This is a genomic window from Myxococcus hansupus (genome assembly GCF_000280925.3).
Classification (GTDB): Bacteria; Myxococcota; Myxococcia; order Myxococcales; family Myxococcaceae; genus Myxococcus; species Myxococcus hansupus.
This window is the reverse complement of record NZ_CP012109.1, coordinates 8393132-8411583: the sequence shown is the minus strand read 5'-3', so window position 1 is coordinate 8411583 and position 18452 is coordinate 8393132. Positions and strand designations below refer to the sequence as shown.

The window sequence follows — 18452 nt, the reverse complement described above, 5'->3', positions numbered from 1 at the left end:
AGGGCATCCTCCGCCCGGCGTCTCACCGGATGGGTAGGGAATGACGACAACGCGGCGCACGCGGGCGGAAGACTTCCTGGAGCTGGTGGAGCGCGGCCGCCGGGGCCGGCTCAAGCTCTACATCGGCTTCGCGGCCGGCGTGGGGAAGACCTACCGGATGCTGGAGGAGGCGCACGCGCTGAAGCGCCGAGGCGTGGACGTGGTGCTCGGCTTCGTGGAGCCCCATGAGCGCGCGGAGACGCAGGCTTTGGTCGAGGGCCTGGAGGTGGTGCCTCGCAAGCAGTACACGTACCGCGACGTCACCGTGGAGGAGATGGACCTGGACGCGGTGCTCGCGCGCAAGCCCCAGGTGGCGGTGGTGGACGAGCTGGCCCACACCAACCTGCCGGTGTGCCGCCACCGCAAGCGCTACCAGGACGTGCAGGCGCTGCTGGACGCCGGCATCAACGTCATTGGCGCCTTCAACGTCCAGCACCTGGAGAGCCTCAACGATTTGGTGGAGCGCGCCACCGGCGTCACCGTGCGCGAGACGCTGCCGGACAGCTTCCTCAAATCCGCCGACCAGGTGGTGAATTTGGACCTGGCGGTGGAGGACCTGCACGAGCGGCTGCGGGCGGGGAAAATCTACGCGAAGGAAAAGGTGCCGCAGGCGTTGGAGCGGTTCTTCCGGGATGAGAACCTTGCGACGTTGCGCGAGCTGGCTCTGCGCGAGGTGGCGGAGAGCCTGGAGCGCGCCACCTCGCGACCGCAGCAGGGAGCGGGTGACGAAGGCTCACAGCGAGGCGCGGCCTGGGGCCGGGTGCTGGTGGCGCTGTCGAGCTACCCCCGGCACGCGGCGACGCTCTTGCGTCGGGGTTCGCGGATGGCGGGCCGGCTGAACACGGATTGGTTCGTGGTGTACGTGGAGACGCCGCGCGAGGCGCCGCACCTCATCGACGCGGAGGCGCAGCGGCACCTGCTGGCGAACATCGAGAAGGCGAAGGAGCTGGGCGCGGAGGTGGTTCGCCTGCGGGCCACGGACCCGGTGGAGGGCATCCTCGACTTCGCGCGCTCGCACGGGGTGGGGCACATCATCGTCGGGCGTTCGCACCAACCCTGGTGGAAGCAGCGGCTGGGACGCGCGGTGGACGTGCGCCTGGTGCGTGAGGGCCGAGGCTTCGACATCCACGTCGTCGCCTTCGAGTCCCCGCAGGAAGGACGTCGGCCATGACGCTGCGCGGACGGTTGATGCTGGCACAAGCCCCGCTGGCCGTGGCGCTGTTGCTGGTGGGCGTGGTGGCGGTGGTGACGTTGTCCCGGTTGGGGCAGGCGGGGCCGCGGGTGTTGCAGGAGAACTACCGCAGTGTCCTGGCCGCGCAGGAGCTGATGGCGCAGTTGGAGCGCATGGACAGCGCGGCGCTCTTCATCCTCGCGGGGGAGCGGGAGCGGGGACTGGCGCAGCAGACAGCGCAGCGCGGGCGCGTGGAGGCTCAGCTTCGAGTTCAGGAGGGCAACGTCACCGAGCCCGATGAAGATGCGGCGACGGCGCGGCTGCGCGAGGGCTGGCGGAGCTACCAGGCGGTCTACGATGTGTTCCTGTCACAGTCGACGTTGGAGGCCTCGAGGGAGCTGTACTTCCGCGAGCTGGAGCCCGCGTATGAAGAGGTGACGGGCGCGGCGCGGGCCATCCTGGACCTGAACCAGGACGCCATGGTGCGCAAGAGCGAGGCGCTGCGCATCCAGAGCGCGCGGGTGAACACGGTCATGGTGACGGCGGTGCTGGTGGCCTTCGTGGTGGGGTTGCTCGCGTCGCAGTCGCTGACGCACCGAGCGTTGCGGCCGGTGTCGGTGTTGTCGCAGGCGGTGCGGCGCCTGGGCGAAGGCGACTACGCGGCGCGCGCGGTGGTGGAGGGGAAGGACGAAATCGCGCAGGTGGGCAAGGACTTCAACGCCATGGCGGAGGCGCTCCAGCAGTACCGGCGCAGCAGCCTGGGCGAGCTGCTCCAGGCGCAGGCCGCGTCGCAGGCGGCCATCGACAGCCTTCCGGACCCGGTGGTGGTGTTCGGCGCGGATGGGGGCTTGCTCAACGTGAACCGCTCGGCGGAGGACGTGCTGAGGGTGTCGCTGGAGTCGGGCGGGGACATGTTGGGGCGCGTGGTGCCCGAGGCTCGTGGGGTGCTGGAGCGGGTGCGCGAGCATGTGCTGTCGGGGAAGGGCGCCTACCAGCCGCGCGGCTACGAGGAGGCGGTGCGGGCGCCGCTGCCGGACGGCGACCGGTGGCTGCTGGCGCGCGGCAGTCCGGTGTACGGGGAGTCGGGCGAGGTGGTGGGGGCCACGGTGATTCTCCAGGACGTGACGCGGCTGCGGCGCTTCGACGAGTTGAAGAACGACCTGGTGGCCACGGTGGCGCACGAGTTCCGCACGCCGCTCACGTCGTTGCGCATGGCCTTGCACCTGGTGACGGAGGGCGTGGTGGGACCGGTGACGGAGAAGCAGGCGGACCTGCTGTTCGCGGCGCGCGAGGATTGTGAGCGGTTGCAGGGCATCGTGGATGACCTGCTGGATTTGTCGCGCATCCAGGCGGGGCAGCTTCAGTTGGAGATTCGCCGGGTGCCGGCGGAGGAGCTGGTGGACGCGGCGTTGGATGCACAGCGGTCAGCGGCGGCCGAGCGCGGGGTTCGGCTGACGAAGCAGGTGGCGCTGGATGTGGAGCCGGTGGACGTGGACCCGGAGCGCTTGGGGTTGGTGTTGGGGAACCTGGTGGGCAACGGGGTGAAGTACACGCCCCCGGGCGGGGAGGTGGAGGTCCGCGTGTCACGGGAGGCGCGAGGTGTGCGCTTCGAGGTGCGGGATACCGGGGAGGGAATCGCGCCGGAGCAACAGGCGCGCATCTTCGAGAAGTTCTACAGGGCGCCGGGCGCGCCATCGGGCGGCGCGGGGCTGGGATTGTCGATTGCGAAGGACATCGTCCAGGCGCACGGCGGCGACATCGGCGTAGTGAGCGCGCCCGGTCAGGGCAGCACGTTCTGGTTCACCGTGCCCCGGCGAGAAGAGCCTGCACCTGTGACGACGTGAGGGACTGCAGGTAGGACGTGTTGGCGTTCCCAGGGAACCTGGCGCGTGGGACCGCCCTGCTATAGCCGCGAACGGTAGGGCGAGACTTCAATGGCCACGGTCGGTGGAGTAGCGCCCTTGCGTGGTCAGGGTGGGTATTGTTAATTGGACTTGCGGTGACCGCAAGTCTTGGGTCGCCGTGGTCGAGGGGGCAGGGCGTTGAGCAAGGAACCCTTCAAGCGTTCCGATGCGCTCAAGTTCGCGCGTCGTCTCTTGGACGAGGGCTCGGTGGTTCTCAAGCAACACGCGAAGGACCGGATGAAGGAGCGGCGCCTCGCGACGACGGACATCGAGAACATCATCGAAGGCGGATTCATCAACAGCGAGGGCGAGCAAAGGGATGGGCGGTGGACCTACGTCATCGAAACCCCACGCATGGGGCTCGCGGTGGCTTTTCGCTGTGACGAAGCTGGCGAGGCGCACGAATTGGTCATCGTGTCGGTGTGGAGGAAGTCATGAAGTGTGAAAGCTGCGGCGGGGAGGTCTTGGAGACACGGCTCGACAGCTACCACTTCGACGAGAGTGGGCTGGAGGATGTGGTTCTCGTGGGGGTGACGGAGCGCCGGTGCGAGAAGTGCCACGAACGCGAGGTCGTGCTTCCGAAGTTGAAGGAGCTGCACCGGACGATTGCGAAGGCCCTGGCTGCGAAGAACAGCCTGCTGACGCCATCCGAAGTGAGGTTCTTGCGCAAGCACCTGGGGTTTTCGCAGGCGGACTTCGCCAAGCGCATCAACGTACGGCCCGAGGCGGTTTCCCGCTGGGAGACCGGCGCCGAGGAGTTCAGTTGGCATTTCGAACTGCTTCTTCGGCTGATGGTGATGTTGGAGCTTCACGAACGGAACTACACCGTGAAGTCGTTCGATGACGTCTCCGCGAAGCGGACGGCCGCGCCTGTTCGCATCTTCGCGGAGAAGTCCGCGTGGCGCCCCGACAGCAGCGGCATGCTGACTGTCACGGCCAACTGAGGAGTGCGGCTGCGGCGAGCGAATCCCTCCCGGGGCCGCTCGCCGCACCTTCGATGTGCGAGGTGACGCCTGGGCCTCAGACGCTCGCCTGCCCCTCCAGTTTCCGCATCTCCTCGCGGCGGACCTCGGACGCGGTGCGGACGATGTCCTTGCACGACATGCCCAGGTCCTCCTCGGTGACCTTCTGGCCGAGCTTGGGCAGCACGTCCCGCTCCTCCATCGTCACGTGGTCCTTCACCACCTTCTCCAGCTCGCCCACCAGTGACGTCAGCTTCTTCACGTCGTTGCGGGCTCGAATCATCTGGGCGATGAGCTGCGTCATCTCCCCGTGCTCCTCGATGGAGTCTTGAATCAGCGCGTTGCCCACCACCCGGCGGGCCGCGGGGTACACCCAGCGCTCCTCGATGGTGGAGTGCAACGTGAGCGCCTCCGCGAGCTGGACACAGAGTTCCTTCTTGCTCGCGTCGTCCTTCGCCGCGCGACACGCGTCGAACAGCGCCTCGACCTCGCGGTGCTGCTGCATCAACAGGTCAATCACGTCCACGTTTGCGCTCCTTGGAATCGGTTCCCGTGTCCCGCAACGGTCCGCACGTCTCCAAGGCCTCGCAATCACCACTCCAGGCACGCGGGGCCCCGCCCGGTTCCCACCCCTCGCCGTCGCGGTCAGCCCTCGCCCGACTCGTACTTCTTCCGCTTCCGCCACAGCGTGGACGCATCGATACCCAGCACCCTCGCCGCTTCGTCCAAGGTAGGGGCCGAGGCCATGACGCGCAGCACGTGCTCGCGCTCGATGTCCTCCAGCGAATGCGGCCCACCCAGCGCCATCCCCGGGCCGCCGGCCGCGGCGATGCGGTCTGGGAACGCCTGCGGCTCCAGCACCGCGGCGGGCCAGACGATGAGCGCTCGCTCCATCGCGTTGCGCAGCTCTCGCACGTTGCCCGGCCAGCCATAGGCGAGCAGCATCTTCTCCGTCGCAGGAGACAGCTCCGGCGGCGGTCGCTGCGCCGCGCGCGAGAAGAACGCAACGAACCGCAGCGCCAGCGCCAGCAGGTCCTCCGGCCGCTCGCGCAGGGACGGCAGCTTCACCTCGATGACGTTGAGCCGGTACAGCAGGTCCTCGCGGAAGCGCCCCTCCGCCACGTCCTTCTCCAGGTCGCGGTTCGTCGCCGCCACCACGCGCACGTCCGACTTGCGCGTGCGACCCTCGCCCAGCCGTTCGAACTGCTTCTCCTGGAGGAAGCGCAACAGTTGCGCTTGAAGCCCCGGGCTCATCTCCGCGATTTCGTCCAGGAACAGCGTGCCGCCCTCCGCCGCCTCCACCCGGCCGGGCTGGTCCTTCACCGCCCCCGTGAAGGCGCCGCGCACGTGGCCAAACAGCTCGCTCGCCAGCAACTGCTCCGACAGCGTGGGACAGTTGACCGTGACGAAGGGCCTGCGCCGCCGCGCGCTCATCGAGTGCAGCGCCCGGGCGAGCACGCCCTTGCCCGTGCCGCTCTCCCCGCGCAGCAGCACCGCCGCGTCGGACGTCGCCGCGCGCGTCAACAAGCCGATGGCCGCATGCATCGCGGGGGAGGCCGTCTCCAGCGTGGCCTCCGGCACCGCCTGCGAGAGCTGCCCCTCCAAATCCTCCAACTGGGACGCCAGCTCCCGGTGCCGCCGGGCCCGGTCCACCACGTGGCGAATCTGCGCGGGCGTGAAGGGCTTGGGCAGGTAGTCCCGAGCGCCGCGCCGCATGGCCTCCACGGCGGTGTCGAAGGTGGCGTAGGCGGTGATGAGCACGACGTCCAGGTGCGGGGACTCGGCCAGCAGCTTCGGCAGCAGCTCCAGGCCGCTGGCCGTGCCCAGCCGCAGGTCGACGAAGGCCAGGTCGACGGGGCCCTGCGCCAGCGCGGCCAGCGCGGCGTCCGGCGTGGCGGCCTCGCGCACCTCGCAGCCGAACCCCTCCAGGCACACCCGCAAGGTGTGGCGGATGTTCCGTTCGTCGTCCACCACCAGCACCCGCATGGGGCGCTCCCGAATGTCCATGGCTTCCATCCTAGGGGCAACGGACCCGCGTGGCTCCGCGGCCGGACTTCCGCCCAGCGTGCGGGAGCACACGCAATGTCGAAGATGACCCGGCCCAGGCGTGCCGCCCTGTTGGCGGTTGCCGCACACCCGCTGCACACCGTGCTGGCCTTACCCTCCGGATTGGGATGGAACAGGGGGGTATGCGCTTGATTGGGATGATGGCTGGCGGTCCGCCCCCGGAGGATGGCGAGGAGGAGAATGTCTTCTCCCGGGCCCGAGGCCCCTCGGCGTCGGAGCGGCGGACGCGCAAGGTCCTGCTGATAGGGCTGGTGCTGCTGCTCGTCGGCGGCGTGTGGCTGTACCTGCAAGGCGGTGAGAACCGGGCTTTGAACGCGTTGTCGCCGGTGCAGCGCGCCTCGCTCTTCCAGGAGACGCGCGAGTCCTACCGCGAGATGTGCACGGGTGATGCGGGCACCAGCCGCTTCCCCAAGCGCTGCGCGCAGATGGCGGAGTTCCTCACCCGTTTCACGGAGTGTGACGAACCCTGCCGGCAGGAGATTGCCCCCGCGCTCCAGCGCGCCGTGCGCTGACGCCGCGTGGGCTGCTGCCGGGGCGCTGGGGCCCTGGCCGCCCGCCCGGTGAGCTCGCGATACAGAAAACACCGGGTGTTTCACGCTCTGGGTGGGGCCCGAACCCACCCGGATTGCGGGGCTCCCTGTGTCGACAGTGGTGACACGGACCGTGAGAGTTACCTGTCCGCGCACAGTTGGCTATCCTGCGTCTCGCGCGGCGTGAACTCCGTCCGCACGGATTCGAGGCGCCCGCGGGATGACGCACGGCACGAATCAACGGCGGTGGGAGTGCGCTCACGGTAGTGGGGAGGTCGCCCGGTGCGTTTGAAGCTGAAGCAGAAGATGATGGTGTTGCCCGCGGTCGTCGCGGTGTTCCTGGTGGCCATCTTCATCGCGTTCATGGCCCTGGGCTCGCGTTCCGGTGGTGTCTACGCGCGTATCAGCGACTCGCAGGTTCCCACGGTCGAGTTGAGCCGCGAGGTGATGCACCGCTACCCGGGGTTGCACCTGGGGGTGACGGCCGCGGTGGCGGGGAAGGTGGCCGGGGGGCTCGAGCCCCTGCGCGCGGAGGTGAGCGGGTTGCAGGCGAAGCTCGACCTCGCGCGGGACGTGCCCGGCGCGAACGTGGAGCGGGTGGATGCGCTCAAGGCGTCGCTCACCGCGTACTGGGCCGCCGCCGAGCAGGCCCTCGCCGCCGCCGTGGCGGGCGACGCGCAGGTGGCGCGGACGGCGCTGGACGCCCAGGCGGCTTCGCTGCGTGAAGCCCTGGAGCAGGCCGCGGCCGAGGACGGCCAGGCCATCGTGGATTCGTACGCGTCGCTCGCCGGCCTGCACAGCGCCACCTCGTGGACGGTGAGCGTGCTGGTGCTGCTGTGCATCGGTCTGACGGTGGGGCTCGCCATCTGGCTGCACCGGGAGGTGACGCTGCCGTTGGCGAAGCTGACCCACGTGGCCACGCGCATCGCGGAGAAGGGCGACCTGCGGCAGGACCTGGACGTGAGCGCTCAGGACGAGGTGGGCGAGCTGGCGCGCGGCTTCCAGGTGATGGTGACCCGGCTGCGCGAGGTGCCCACCACCATCCAGCAGGTGGTGGACGACCTGACGGCCGCGGCGCAGACGTTGACGCAGGCGAGCAAGGAGCAGGTGGACTTCCTCACCAACCAGTCGCGCAGCCTCACGGAGGCGAGCACCACCATCGCTGAAATCGCGCAGACGTCCAGCATGGCCGCCAGCCGCGCGGAGATGGTGCTCCGCGTCGCCGGACAGGCGGATGCGTTCGGCGTGTCGGGTCAGGAGTCCATCGAGAAGAGCGCCGAGGGCCTCACGCAGATTCGTGAGCGGGTGGGCACGTTGGTGGGCAGCATCGCGCACCTGAGCGACCAGGCCGTGCACGCGGGTGAAATCATCGGCAGCGTGAAGGACCTGGCGGACCAGTCCAACGTGCTCGCGCTCAACGCGGCCATCGAGGCGGCGCGCGCGGGCGAGCAGGGCCGGGGCTTCGCGGTGGTGGCGCGGGAGATGCGGTCGCTCAGCGGCCAGTCGCTGCAGAGCACGCAGCGCATCGGCAAGATTCTCCTCGAAATCAACCAGGCCATCCGCCAGACGGTGGGCATCGCGGAGGGGGACAGCGAGAAGATGGAGGAGGGCATCGAGCAGGTGCTCGCGTCCGCCAACACGCTGAAGGAAATCACCACCGTGGTGCAGGAGAGCAGCCAGGCCGCGCGCCAGATTGTCGCCTCCGTCACCCAGCAGAACGCGGGCATCGCGCAGATGACCGACGTGATGACGACGCTGTCCTCCATGATGGCGGACGTGGTGACGGCCACGATGACCGCCGAGGAGGCGGTGACCCGCATCAACGCGTCGTTGGGGCAGCTCCAGGAGCTGTCCACCCGCTTCCGCGCCTGACCCCGCGTGGGTGCCACCGTCCTGGGTGGCACCCGCGGTCCGGCGTGCGCGTCACTCCCCCTGCATCAGTCCCGTGACGCGGCCGTCGTCGTGCACGGTGACGCGGCGGGCCGCTGGCTCACGCGGCAGCCCGGGCATGGTGAGGATGTCGCCGGTGAGCGCCACCAGGAAGCCCGCGCCCGCGGACAGGCGCACCTCGCGCACGGTGAGGGTGAAGCCGCGCGGCCGCCCCAGCTTCGTGGGGTCGTCCGACAGCGACAGGTGCGTCTTCGCCATGCACACCGGGAGCTGCGCGCCGCCCAGCTCGCGCACCGCCTCCAAGTCCTTCTTCGCGTTCGCGGTGAAGGCGACGTCGTCCGCGCCGTAGACGGTGCGGGCGATGGCGGCCACCTTCTCCTCGGGCGTCTGCGTCACGTCGTAGAGGAAGCGCGGCTGGGGCGGCGCGGCGTCCGTGGCGTCCAGCATCTCCAGCACGCGGTCCGCGATCTCCAGCGCGCCGTCGCCGCCCCGCGAGAAGCCGTCACACACCGCCGTCTCCACGCCGCGGGCCTTGCCGAAGGCGCGCAGCTCCTCCAGCTCGGAGTCCAGGTCCTGGGGGAAGCGATTCACACACAGCACCGCGGGCAGGCCGAAAGCGGCCACCGACTCCAGGTGCTTCTCCAGGTGGGCGAAGCCGCGGACCAGGGCCTCGCGGTCCGGCTCGGCCACGCGGGAGGGCGCCGCGCCGCCGTGGTGCTTCAGCGCCCGCAGCGTCACCACCAGCACCACGCCCCGGGGCCAGATGCCGGCGCCACGGCACTTGATGTCGAGGAACTTCTCCGCGCCCAGGTCGAAGCCGAAGCCCGCCTCGGTGATGACCTCGTCCGCGTAGGCCAGGCCCATGCGGGTGCCCAGCACGGAGCTGCACCCGTGGGCGATGTTGGCGAAGGGCCCCGCGTGCACCAGGGCCGGGCCGCCCTCGCGCGTCTGGGCGAGGTTGGGCATCAGCGCGTCCTTGAGCAGCGCCACCATGGCCGCCGCCGCGTTCACGTCCTGCGCGCGCACCGGCTGGCCGTCCCGGCTGTGGCCGATGATGACGCGGCCCAGGCGCGCCTCCAGGTCCTTCAGTCCCTCCGCGAGCGCGAGGATGGCCATCACCTCGCTGGCGGCGGTGATGTCGAAGTGGTCCTCGCGGGGCACGCCCTGCGCCTTGCCGCCCAGGCCGACGATGACGTTGCGCAGGAAGCGGTCGTTCATGTCCAGCGCGCGCCGCCACCGCACGCGCGTGGCGTCCAGCGCCACTGGCTGGCCGTAGAACACGGCGTTGTCCACCAGCGCGGCGAGCAGGTTGTTGGCGCTGGTGATGGCGTGCAAATCGCCGGTGAAGTGCAGGTTGATGTCGGCCGCGGGCTCCAGGCTGGCCTGACCGCCACCGGTGCCACCGCCCTTCACGCCGAAGACAGGACCGAGCGACGGCTCCCGCAGGGCCGCCACCGCGCGGCGTCCCCGCTTGCGCAGGCCCATGGCCAGCGCCACCGACATGGTCGTCTTGCCTTCACCCGGCGGCGTGGGATTGATGGCGGACACCAGCACCAGGCGGCCCTGCTTTCCGCTCCGCTTGCCGAGCGCGTCCAATGACACCTTGGCGCGGTGGGTTCCCCACGGCAGCACGTCCTCGGGCGCCAGCCCCAACTCGGCGCCCACTTCGCTCATGGCTCGCAGCTTCATGCCGGGACTCTCCTCGCGCTCTTCGGTGAGGGCAACACCCGGAGTGAAGCATGTTAGAAACCGGGTTCATGGGGGATTCCATGCGTGCTTCGTGGTGCCTGTTGCTCTGTCTCGGTGCGGGCCCGGTGCTGGCCGCCGCGCCCGACGCCAACGTCCAGGGCTTCAAGGCGTATGAAAAGGGGGACTACAAGAAGGCCCACGCGCTCTTCGAGAAGGCGCTGAAGAAGGACCCCGCCAATCCCTACGCGCGGCTGAACCGGGCGCGGACCCGCACCCTGCTCCAGCACAAGATGGAGGACGGGGATGACTTCGACTACTGCGACTTCGCCAAGAACTGGCTGTACCTGGCGCTGGCGGACCTGTCGAAGGCCGTGGAGCTGAACCGCGAGGCCCTCCTCCCGAAAATCGACGAGGACCAGCAGGGCTTGAAGGTGCTCAAGGCGCGCGAGGAATACAAGAAGTGGCGCCGGGCGGTGGCCGTGCTGGCGGAGGAGAAGGGCGCGGTGGACGCGGTGCTCGGCTCCAAGTCGGAGTGGGCGTACGCGCCGCCGGGGCGTGTCGTCCAGTCGGTGGACATGGCGGCGGACCAGCGCGTCGTCGCGTCGCGCATGGGCATGACGCCGCATGCCCCGGCCAAATGGCGCCGCGTGGGGACGGACGTGGAGCTCACCCCGGTGGCGGCGGGGGAGAAGGCACGCACCTGGAAGCTGAAGGTGCGCGAGTCCTACTTCAACCAGGGCGCGGCCTACTTCCACGAGCTGACCCTCGAGCCCGAGGGACGTGTGGAGGCGCCCTCCGAAGAGTGGATGCAGGGCCCGCTCGTCGCGGGTCCGCTCGTCCACGACTGCGGCTGACGCGCGTCACGTCAGTCCAGGGTGAAGCCCTCGGGAGCGCGAGGTTCCTTGAGCTCATACATGTTGAGGTACAGCGTCACCGGCTGGGCCAGGCCGTCGTAGGAGACGTCGTACACGTCGAGCATGCCGCTGCCGAAGGGGGACTCCTTCGACTCGAAGAAGCAGCAGCTCCCGCGCCGCTCGTAGCGGACCTTCTGGCCCTGTGGGCCGCGCAGGTGCTCCAGGTACTCCATCTCACCGTCGACGCCGCCGCCCACGTGGATGGGCTCGTCCTCGCTATAGCCGTAGCCGGAAGGCGCGGCGGGCGTGGCCGCGACCTCGGTGGTGGGCGTGGGCTCGGTGGGCCGGGTGCTGGCGGTGGACGAGGCGCACCCCACCATCAGGGCGGGCGCGAGGAGGTGCAACGCGAGTCGCGAGGTCTTCATGCGCCGGCAGCCTAGCGCTTTCGGACAGGACTCGGTCCCAGGGTCGGAGCCTTGCTTCCCACGGCGGGCAGGCAAGGCGTGCTCGCGGACACTTTGATGGGTTCATCGAGGGCCGCATGTTTCCCGGATGGGGCAAGTCCGCCGCCGAGGAGTGTCCATGACGAAGGCCCACATCCACGACGGAACCCCAAGCGGATGGGGGGCGGCCACGCGAGCGGACGTCCTGCGCCCGGGCACGCCTTCCGTGTCGCCGGTGCTGCTCCAGATGGGGACCCACCTCCAAGCCGCGCTCGTCGTCGACGCCAGCGGCCGCGTCGTCTTCATGGACGATGCGCTGGTCCATGCGACGGGAGGGCGGAAGGGAACACGGGAAGGCCGTCCCATGGAGGAGGCGTTGGAGGGGCTGCCCTGGTTGACCGGAGCGCTCGCGACGGCGCTCGAGGGCAAGGCCGGTGTCCACGAGGGGCACGGTGAGGGGCAGCGGCTGAAGGCCTTCGTGCTCCCCCTCTTCAGTGACGAGGGCTCGTTGCTGGGCGCCTGTGCGCGCCTTCAACTCCCGGAGCCCGTGACGGACGAGGCCGCGCGCGGTGCGGCGGCGGACGGACCGTCGCCCGCGCCCGAGAGCCTGGAGCACATGAACTCGGTGCTGCGCGCCACGTTCGACTCCATCGCGGAAGGCGTCATCGTGGTGGACCTGAACAAGCGCGTCACCGCCTTCAACAAGCGGTTCCTCGATATCTGGGGGCTCACCGAGGAGATGATGGAGGAGCGTGACGCGGAGCCGGTGCTGGTGCGCGCGGCGCGGAGTGTGAAGAACCCGGAGTGGTTCACCTCCCGCATCCGGCAGCGGTTCGAGCCCTCCGCGCAGGAAGACGTCGATACCGTGGAGCTGCTGGATGGGCGCATCCTGGAGCGCAAGTCGCTGCCGCAGCGCTTGGGTGAAGCCATCATCGGCCGCGTCTGGAGCTACCGGGAGGTCACCGCGGAGCGGCATGCCGAGGCCGAACGCGAGCGGTTGTTGGGCGAGGCCCAGGAGGCCATCCGCGTGCGGGATGACTTCCTCTCCATCGCCGCGCACGAGCTGAAGACGCCGCTCACGCCGCTGAAGCTGCATCTGCAGCGGATGCGTCAGGAAGGGGCGACGGGCGGTGTGTCGCATGCGCGTCATGTGGACAAGTCGCTCATGCAGGTGGCCCGGTTGACGGGGCTGGTGAATGACTTGCTGGACACCTCGCGCATCCAGGCAGGCCGGCTGACGCTGAAGCACGGGCCCATCCAGCTCCAGGAGCTGGCCGGAGAGGTCGCCTCGGAGCTGCGCCTGTCCAGCGCGCACCACGCCGTGGAGCTCGATGCGTCCAGCGAGCCGTTGATGGTCCTGGGGGACGGGGACCGGCTCGCGCAGGTGCTGGTCAACCTGATGGAGAACGCCATCAAGTACAGCCCCAGTGGCGGGACGGTTCGTGTGCGAGTGCTGCGGGACGACGGCCACGTCCGCGTCTCCGTGCAGGACGAGGGCATTGGCATTCCCCAGGACCAGCAGGCGCACCTGTTCGAGCGGTTCTTCCGAGCGAGCAACGCGCCCATCTCCGGCTTCGGCGGATTGGGGCTGGGGCTCTACATCTGCCGTGACATCGTCGAACGACACGGGGGCCGGCTGTGGGTGGAGAGCGAGCTGGGCCAGGGCGCCACCTTTCATTTCACGGTGCCGCTGGCGCGGTGATGCTCACGGCGCGCGCTGCCGGGCCGACCGCAGGCGCCACCAGGTCATGGGCAGGCCCAAGGCCAGGGAGGCCACGACCCAGGGCCACGCGCCCGCGTGTGTCAGTTGCTCGCGCAGGGGGGCGGGGGCCTGTGCGCTGAGGAGGAAGGTCGCGGTGGCGAGGACGAAGACGGCGAAGCCCTTGCGCAGGTGCGCCGGGGGGATGCGTCCCGCGAGCCTTCCGCCCAGCAGGGTGCCGGTCATCGCCGCCAGCAGCACCTCGCAGGTGAGCACCCACGGAAGCTCGACGTGGCCCAGGTGGCCGATGAAGCCCGCGGTGCATTGGAGCGCGATGACCACCAGCGAGGTGGCGGTGGCCGTGGGCGCGGAGAGCCCGATGAGCATCAGGGCGGGCACGATGAGGAAGCCGCCGCCCGCGCCCACGAGCCCTGACAGCGCGCCCACGGCGGCGCCTTGCGCCAGGACGCGTGGCGTGGAGGGCGGAGGGGTTGGCGCGGGCAGGGACGGCGCGGCGTCCTTGCGCCGCAGCATGGCCACGGCGGCGGCGACCATGACGCCCGCGAAGAGGACGAGCAGCGTGTCGGGCGAGAGGTGGGGATTGAGTCTTCCGCCGAGGAAGGCTCCCGTCATCCCACCCGCGCCGAAGACGAGCCCGGTGCGCCACCGCACGCGTCCGGCTCGGGCATGGAGGACGGCGCCGCTGGCGCTGGTGATGCCCACGACGACGAGCGACATGGCGATGGCCGTCCGGGGCTCCACGTCCAGGACGTAGACGAGCAGAGGCACCGTGAGGATGGAGCCGCCGCCTCCCAGCAGGCCCAGCAGGATGCCGACGAGCAACGAACCCGCGATGCCCGCGTACAACATCAGGTGAGGCCTTCGGGCCGCGCTCGCGCTACGGCGAGCTGGTCCTTGAGATCGCGCAGCAGCAGGTCGAAGGCCGCGGCGTCTCGGATGTCCGGGGGTCGCGCCGCCTGGAGCGCGTCGAGGACCGCGGCGAGCGCCAGTCGCGAGAGCGGGGCGGCGGTCGAGGGGGAATGGGCGTCGCGAGTCGCAGCGTTGGAGGAATCTCGATGCTCATGCGCGTCCGTGGCTTCTCGCGCAGGCAACACGGCATGGGCCAGGAGCTGATGGAGGCCCTGGAACAAGGCATCCCGCACCGCCTCCACGCTGGGAAGGGGCGCGGGGTCGGCGCGCACCACGGGCAGTTGCGCCGTGTTCCACGCGAGCATGCCACCGCGCATGTTCATCACCCGCGTGAACCCAAGCCCCACGAGTTGAACCGCCGCCCTCGCCGAGCGCGCGCCGGAGCGGCACACCAGGACGACGGGCGCCTGCCGTGGCCAGTCTCGGACGACCTCCGGCACCGTCGAGAGCGGCGCGCGCTGGACGCCGGCGATGTGCCCAAGGAGGCCGTCGAGCTCGGCGGGCTCGCGCACGTCGACCAGCGCGAGGTCATCCCGAGGCGCATCGAACAACGGGCGCACTTCCACTTCGCGATAGCCCGCGGGATGGGGCGTGGCGGTGTCGAAGAGTGAAGACATGGCGATGGACCTCAGGCCTGCACCGGGGAAGGCGCGCGGCCACATGCGCGGTTGGCAGGAACAGCGACGTCCAGCTTCCGGGGCGGAGGCAGGTTCCGCTCCTTCATCAGGGTGATGAAGCCCTCGCGCGTCCGTCCCGCGAGGCGAGGGTTGTGCCGCTTCTCCTCGCCCACGGTGGACTGGGTGTGCCCGGCGTAGTCGTGGCCCGGGTACACCTCCGTCTCCTCGGGCAGCGTGAAGAGGTGGCCCGTGATGGCGTCGTAGAGCTGACCCGGGTCGCCATTCTGGAAGTCGGTGCGGCCAGTTCCCCGGATGAGCAGTGCGTCACCGGTGAAGAGCCGGTGCTCGCACAGGAAGCTGAGGCTGTCATCGGTATGGCCTGGCGTCTCCAGCACGAGCACCTCCAGGTTGCCCACGCGAACCACGTCGCCGTGGGCCACGGGCCGGTCCACACAGGGCGCGCCACGACGTGACGCCACCACCGTGGCGCCCGTGCGCTCGCGGAGAATGCCCGCGCTGGTGACGTGGTCGGCATGGACATGCGTCTCCAGCACCACCGTCAGCTTCAGGCCCAGCTCCTCGAGGAGCCGCAGGTCTCGCTCCACCTGCTCCAACACTGGGTCGATGAACGCGGCGGCACGCGTGCTCCGGTCCGCCAGGATGTACGTATACGTCGACGAGTCCGCGTCGAAGAGCTGCCGGAAGAGCATGGTCTGCCTCACGAATGTCGGGGGCCGACCGCGATGAATTGCCAGGGCCGTGCCAGCCCTTCCGGCACGAGGCTCCCAGAGGGAAGGGGCCTCCCTGCCGGTGTAGGTCTCGCGGAGGGGGCGTGCCGCGAGAAACAGTCGTGAAACGCTTCGTGAAACAGTGAGCGGCCTGCGAAACGCCAGCCCGCGCCAGGCTTCCGTGACGCGGCCCCGCGCGCCTCGCCCTGCGTTGCACGGACGCCGCCGTGAAACGGTGCTCAGCGTTTCACGGCCATGTTCAGGTCGCGCAGGCGGCGCCACAGGGTGACGCGGCTGACGCCCAGCAGGCGCGCGGCCTCGGAGCGGTTGCCACCTGTCTGTGCGAGCGCGGCCTGGACGCGTCCGGGCTCCAGCGAGACGTCCCTCGACGCGGGCGGTGTCGCTGGAACGGGGGCGCGAGGCTCGGAGAACTCCGGCGGCAGGTCGGCCTCGCGGACCACCGGTCCCTCGCCAATGACGAAGGCGTACTCCATGACGTTGCGCAGCTCGCGCACGTTGCCGGGCCAGGGATGCTCTTCCAGGAGCTTGCGTGCGCCCGGGGAGAAGCGCTCCACGCGCCGGGTGCCGCGCTGATGCAGCTCCTCCAGGAAGCGCAGGGCCAGCGGAAGGATGTCGCCCCGGCGCTCGCGCAGCGCGGGCAGGAAGAGGGGCACCACGCGCAGGCGGTACATCAGGTCCGCGCGGAAGCGGCCCGCCTCCACCTCGCGGCGGAGCGGCCGGTGGGTGGCGGCGAGGATGCGCACGTCCACGGGCACGGGCTGCCGGCCGCCCACGGGGATGACGCTGCGGGTCTCCAGCACGCGCAACATCTTCGCCTGGAGGTCCAGCGGCATCTCCGCCACCTCGTCGAGGAAGAGCGAGCCCTTGTCCGCGAGCCGGAAGTGTCCCGGGCTGTCTCGCACCGCGCCGGTGAAGGCGCCGCGCACGTGACCGAACAGCTCGCTCTCCAGCAGGTTGGGCGGCAGCGCGGCGCAGTTGATGGCGCGGAAGGGACCTCGGGTCCGCGTGGACAGCGCATGCAGCGCGTGGGCGATGTGCTCCTTGCCGGTGCCGGACTCGCCGCGCACCAGCACGCTGGACTCGGTGCGGGCCACCTTCTCGACGATGCGGAAGACGCGCTGCAACTCCGGGGACTGGGTCCACAGGCCGTGGAACAGCTCGGCGCGGCGAGAAGGCCCTGCCGTGGGCTCCGGCGCGACGAGCAGCACCCAGCCCGCGGCCCGAGGTCCCTGCGCGAGCGACAGGGCTCGCACCCGCACCGCCTTGGAGCGACCTCCCACCCGCAGGTGCGCGGACGCCTCACGCCCCTCCGTCAGCAGCGCCTCCAGCGGCTCCACGCCGTCACCGGGCACCAACACCCGCGCCAGCGGCGTGCCGACGCGGAGCGTTCCCCCCAGCGCGGCTTCGAGCGCGGGCGAGAGCGCGGCCACCTTCCGGGCCTCGTCCACGAGGAGCACGGGGCCCGCGAGTGCATCCAGAGCGGGGAGCACGAGGCGGGAGGTGGGGTGGGCGCGGGAGGAGGGCATCGTCGGGGCCGGGATGCTGTTGCATAGCCCGGCCCCAGGCGGCTCAGGCAAGGCCCCGCATCATGAACGCCCAATAGAAGAAGGGCAGGCCGTACTTCTTCAGCAACCACAGGTCGCTCCGCTCCTTGAAGGTGTCGATGAAGGGGAGGGTGGGAGCGGGCTGCCCGTCGTAGTCGAACTCGGCGAGCAGCAGGCGCCCGTACCCGGTGGTGAGGGGACAGGACGCATAGCCGTTGTAGCGCGAGGGCAGGGGCCGGTCCCTCATGCAGGCGAGGAGGTTCTGCACCAGCACCGGCGCCTGCTTGCGCACGGCGGCCCCCGTGCGGCTGGTGGGCAGGTCGGACGCGTCTCCCAGCGCGAAGACGTTCGGATGGTCCGGGTGCTGGAGCGTGTACTTGTCCGCCTTCACCCAGCCGGTGTTCGGGCCCTCCTGCCACGCCAGGGGACTGCGCTTGATGAAGTCCGGCGCGCTCTGCGGCGGGGTGACGTGCATCATGTCGTAGGTGAGCGTGAGGCGCTCGGTCCGCCCGTCGCGTGTGAACTCGAAGGTGGCCTCGCGCTTGTCCCCGTCCACGGAGACGAGGTTGTGCTGGAAGCGCGGGGTGATGCCGTAGCGGTGCACCACGCCCTCCAGCACGGAGGCGAAGGGCTTCACGCCGAAGATGGCCTTCGCGCCCGAGCCGAAGACGACGCTGGTGCGCTCCAGCACGCCCACGCGGCGGAAGTGGTCCGCGGCCAGGTACATGATTTTCTGCGGCGCCCCGGCGCACTTCACGGGCGTGGAGGGCTGGGTGAAGAGCGCGGTGCCGCCCTTGAAGCCCTGGATGAGCCGCCACGTCTTCGGGGCGAACTGCACGTCGTAGTTGCTGCTGACGTGCGGCGTCTTCAGGGCCTCGCGCAGGCCGGCGACCTTGTCCCAGTCGAGCTGGATGCCCGGGGCGACGACGAGGAAGTCGTAGCCCAGGCGCAGGCCGCCTCGGGTGCGGACCTCGCGGGCCTCCGGGTCCACGTCCGTGGCGGCGTCGCGCACCCACCGCACCCCGCGTGGGATGAGGCGGGACTGGTTGCGCACGGTGTCCTCGATGCGAGCCTCGCCGGCGCCCACCAGCGTCCACAGCGGCTGGTAGTAATGGTGCTGCGAGGGCTCGAGCACGGCGATGCCCTTCTGGCCCGCCCGCGCCAGCCGCGCGGCCACCGCGATGCCCGCGGTGCCTCCGCCGATGATGAGGACCCGGTGGTGTTCGCGCACGGGCATCACCACGGGGCTGGACGGCGTCACCGAATCCTTTCGGCCCAAGTCCTCGCGCGTCTGCATGTCGCTCGCTCCCGCGTGTAACGAGAAACACGTAGGAAGCCCCAGCGGCGCGCGGGCCACACTCGGC

At 70.1% G+C, this 18452-nt stretch carries 17 protein-coding genes; 8 read left to right on the top strand and 9 right to left on the bottom strand.

All coding sequences use genetic code 11. From position 1 onward, the window contains the following. Nucleotides 1-40 precede the first annotated feature (40 nt). From A176_RS33160 to A176_RS33145, 4 genes are all read left to right on the top strand, one after another. A complete protein-coding gene (locus tag A176_RS33160) occupies nt 41-1210 on the top strand; it encodes a sensor protein KdpD (RefSeq protein WP_002637647.1) in 1170 nt (389 codons plus the stop codon). Next, nucleotides 1207-3054, top strand: coding sequence for a HAMP domain-containing sensor histidine kinase (locus A176_RS33155; RefSeq protein WP_002637646.1), 1848 nt, complete (start codon nt 1207-1209; stop codon nt 3052-3054). The genes A176_RS33160 and A176_RS33155 overlap by 4 nt, the downstream gene beginning before the upstream one ends. 198 nt (nt 3055-3252) lie before the next feature. Then, nucleotides 3253-3552 carry a DUF4258 domain-containing protein gene (locus tag A176_RS33150; protein WP_002637645.1) on the top strand — a complete coding sequence of 100 codons (300 nt, stop codon included), beginning with the start codon at nt 3253-3255 and terminating at the stop codon, nt 3550-3552. Further along, complete coding sequence (locus A176_RS33145; protein WP_002637644.1) at nt 3549-4058, top strand: type II toxin-antitoxin system MqsA family antitoxin; 510 nt, start codon at nt 3549-3551, stop codon at nt 4056-4058. Before A176_RS33150 ends, A176_RS33145 begins: the two co-directional genes overlap by 4 nt. 76 nt (nt 4059-4134) lie before the next feature. On the opposite strand, the gene A176_RS33140 is transcribed toward A176_RS33145, so the two are convergent. Then, complete coding sequence (locus A176_RS33140) at nt 4135-4602, bottom strand: hemerythrin domain-containing protein (protein ID WP_002637643.1); 468 nt, start codon at nt 4600-4602, stop codon at nt 4135-4137. Nucleotides 4603-4721: 119 nt separating this feature from the next. Next, complete coding sequence (locus A176_RS33135) at nt 4722-6083, bottom strand: sigma-54-dependent transcriptional regulator (RefSeq protein WP_044890199.1); 1362 nt, start codon at nt 6081-6083, stop codon at nt 4722-4724. A gap of 182 nt (nt 6084-6265) precedes the next feature. Between A176_RS33135 and A176_RS33130 the strand changes: the two genes are divergently transcribed. Both A176_RS33130 and A176_RS33125 read left to right on the top strand, forming a co-directional pair. Continuing rightward, nucleotides 6266-6655: a hypothetical protein gene (locus A176_RS33130; RefSeq protein WP_002637640.1), complete on the top strand. Its 390-nt coding sequence runs from the start codon at nt 6266-6268 to the stop codon at nt 6653-6655. 300 nt (nt 6656-6955) lie between these two features. Continuing rightward, a complete protein-coding gene (locus tag A176_RS33125; protein WP_002637639.1) occupies nt 6956-8545 on the top strand; it encodes a methyl-accepting chemotaxis protein in 1590 nt (529 codons plus the stop codon). Nucleotides 8546-8596: 51 nt separating this feature from the next. Here the strand turns inward: A176_RS33125 and A176_RS33120 are convergent, their stop codons facing one another. Continuing rightward, complete coding sequence (locus A176_RS33120; RefSeq protein WP_002637638.1) at nt 8597-10252, bottom strand: formate--tetrahydrofolate ligase; 1656 nt, start codon at nt 10250-10252, stop codon at nt 8597-8599. An 80-nt stretch (nt 10253-10332) separates the two neighbouring features. Between A176_RS33120 and A176_RS33115 the strand changes: the two genes are divergently transcribed. Next, nucleotides 10333-11106 carry a tetratricopeptide repeat protein gene (locus A176_RS33115; protein WP_144429660.1) on the top strand — a complete coding sequence of 258 codons (774 nt, stop codon included), beginning with the start codon at nt 10333-10335 and terminating at the stop codon, nt 11104-11106. 11 nt (nt 11107-11117) lie between these two features. Here A176_RS33115 and A176_RS40360 read toward each other — a convergent pair whose 3' ends face one another. Next, a complete protein-coding gene (locus A176_RS40360; RefSeq protein WP_002637636.1) occupies nt 11118-11531 on the bottom strand; it encodes a hypothetical protein in 414 nt (137 codons plus the stop codon). A 157-nt stretch (nt 11532-11688) separates the two neighbouring features. Here A176_RS40360 and A176_RS33105 point away from each other — a divergent pair, with 157 nt between their 5' ends. After that, nucleotides 11689-13251, top strand: a complete 1563-nt coding sequence (locus A176_RS33105; protein WP_002637635.1) for a sensor histidine kinase — start codon at nt 11689-11691, stop codon at nt 13249-13251. Nucleotides 13252-13254: 3 nt separating this feature from the next. Here the strand turns inward: A176_RS33105 and A176_RS33100 are convergent, their stop codons facing one another. The 5 genes from A176_RS33100 to A176_RS33080 form a co-directional block, all read right to left on the bottom strand. Beyond that, nucleotides 13255-14118, bottom strand: coding sequence for a sulfite exporter TauE/SafE family protein (locus tag A176_RS33100; protein WP_002637634.1), 864 nt, complete (start codon nt 14116-14118; stop codon nt 13255-13257). Then, complete coding sequence (locus A176_RS33095; RefSeq protein ID WP_002637633.1) at nt 14118-14795, bottom strand: rhodanese-like domain-containing protein; 678 nt, start codon at nt 14793-14795, stop codon at nt 14118-14120. Before A176_RS33095 ends, A176_RS33100 begins: the two co-directional genes overlap by 1 nt. Nucleotides 14796-14806: 11 nt before the next feature. After that, nucleotides 14807-15505 carry an MBL fold metallo-hydrolase gene (locus A176_RS33090; RefSeq protein WP_002637632.1) on the bottom strand — a complete coding sequence of 233 codons (699 nt, stop codon included), beginning with the start codon at nt 15503-15505 and terminating at the stop codon, nt 14807-14809. A 257-nt stretch (nt 15506-15762) separates the two neighbouring features. Continuing rightward, entirely contained in the window at nt 15763-17070 is a 1308-nt protein-coding gene (locus A176_RS33085) for a sigma-54 interaction domain-containing protein (protein WP_044890198.1), read from the bottom strand. Between the two features lie 43 nt (nt 17071-17113). After that, nucleotides 17114-18385 carry an NAD(P)/FAD-dependent oxidoreductase gene (locus A176_RS33080; protein ID WP_002637630.1) on the bottom strand — a complete coding sequence of 424 codons (1272 nt, stop codon included), beginning with the start codon at nt 18383-18385 and terminating at the stop codon, nt 17114-17116. Between the last annotated feature and the right edge of the window lie 67 nt (nt 18386-18452).

Coding starts and splice junctions, on each gene's coding strand:
- A176_RS33160 (WP_002637647.1), top strand. CDS start 41: ATGACGACAACGCGGCGCACGCGGGCGGAAGACTTCCTGGAGCTGGTG.
- A176_RS33155 (WP_002637646.1), top strand. CDS start 1,207: ATGACGCTGCGCGGACGGTTGATGCTGGCACAAGCCCCGCTGGCCGTG.
- A176_RS33145 (WP_002637644.1), top strand. CDS start 3,549: ATGAAGTGTGAAAGCTGCGGCGGGGAGGTCTTGGAGACACGGCTCGAC.
- A176_RS33135 (WP_044890199.1), bottom strand. CDS start 6,083: ATGGACATTCGGGAGCGCCCCATGCGGGTGCTGGTGGTGGACGACGAA.
- A176_RS33130 (WP_002637640.1), top strand. CDS start 6,266: ATGCGCTTGATTGGGATGATGGCTGGCGGTCCGCCCCCGGAGGATGGC.
- A176_RS33120 (WP_002637638.1), bottom strand. CDS start 10,252: ATGAAGCTGCGAGCCATGAGCGAAGTGGGCGCCGAGTTGGGGCTGGCG.
- A176_RS33115 (WP_144429660.1), top strand. CDS start 10,333: ATGCGTGCTTCGTGGTGCCTGTTGCTCTGTCTCGGTGCGGGCCCGGTG.
- A176_RS40360 (WP_002637636.1), bottom strand. CDS start 11,531: ATGAAGACCTCGCGACTCGCGTTGCACCTCCTCGCGCCCGCCCTGATG.
- A176_RS33105 (WP_002637635.1), top strand. CDS start 11,689: ATGACGAAGGCCCACATCCACGACGGAACCCCAAGCGGATGGGGGGCG.
- A176_RS33100 (WP_002637634.1), bottom strand. CDS start 14,118: ATGTTGTACGCGGGCATCGCGGGTTCGTTGCTCGTCGGCATCCTGCTG.
- A176_RS33095 (WP_002637633.1), bottom strand. CDS start 14,795: ATGTCTTCACTCTTCGACACCGCCACGCCCCATCCCGCGGGCTATCGC.
- A176_RS33090 (WP_002637632.1), bottom strand. CDS start 15,505: ATGCTCTTCCGGCAGCTCTTCGACGCGGACTCGTCGACGTATACGTAC.
- A176_RS33085 (WP_044890198.1), bottom strand. CDS start 17,070: ATGCCCTCCTCCCGCGCCCACCCCACCTCCCGCCTCGTGCTCCCCGCT.
- A176_RS33080 (WP_002637630.1), bottom strand. CDS start 18,385: ATGCAGACGCGCGAGGACTTGGGCCGAAAGGATTCGGTGACGCCGTCC.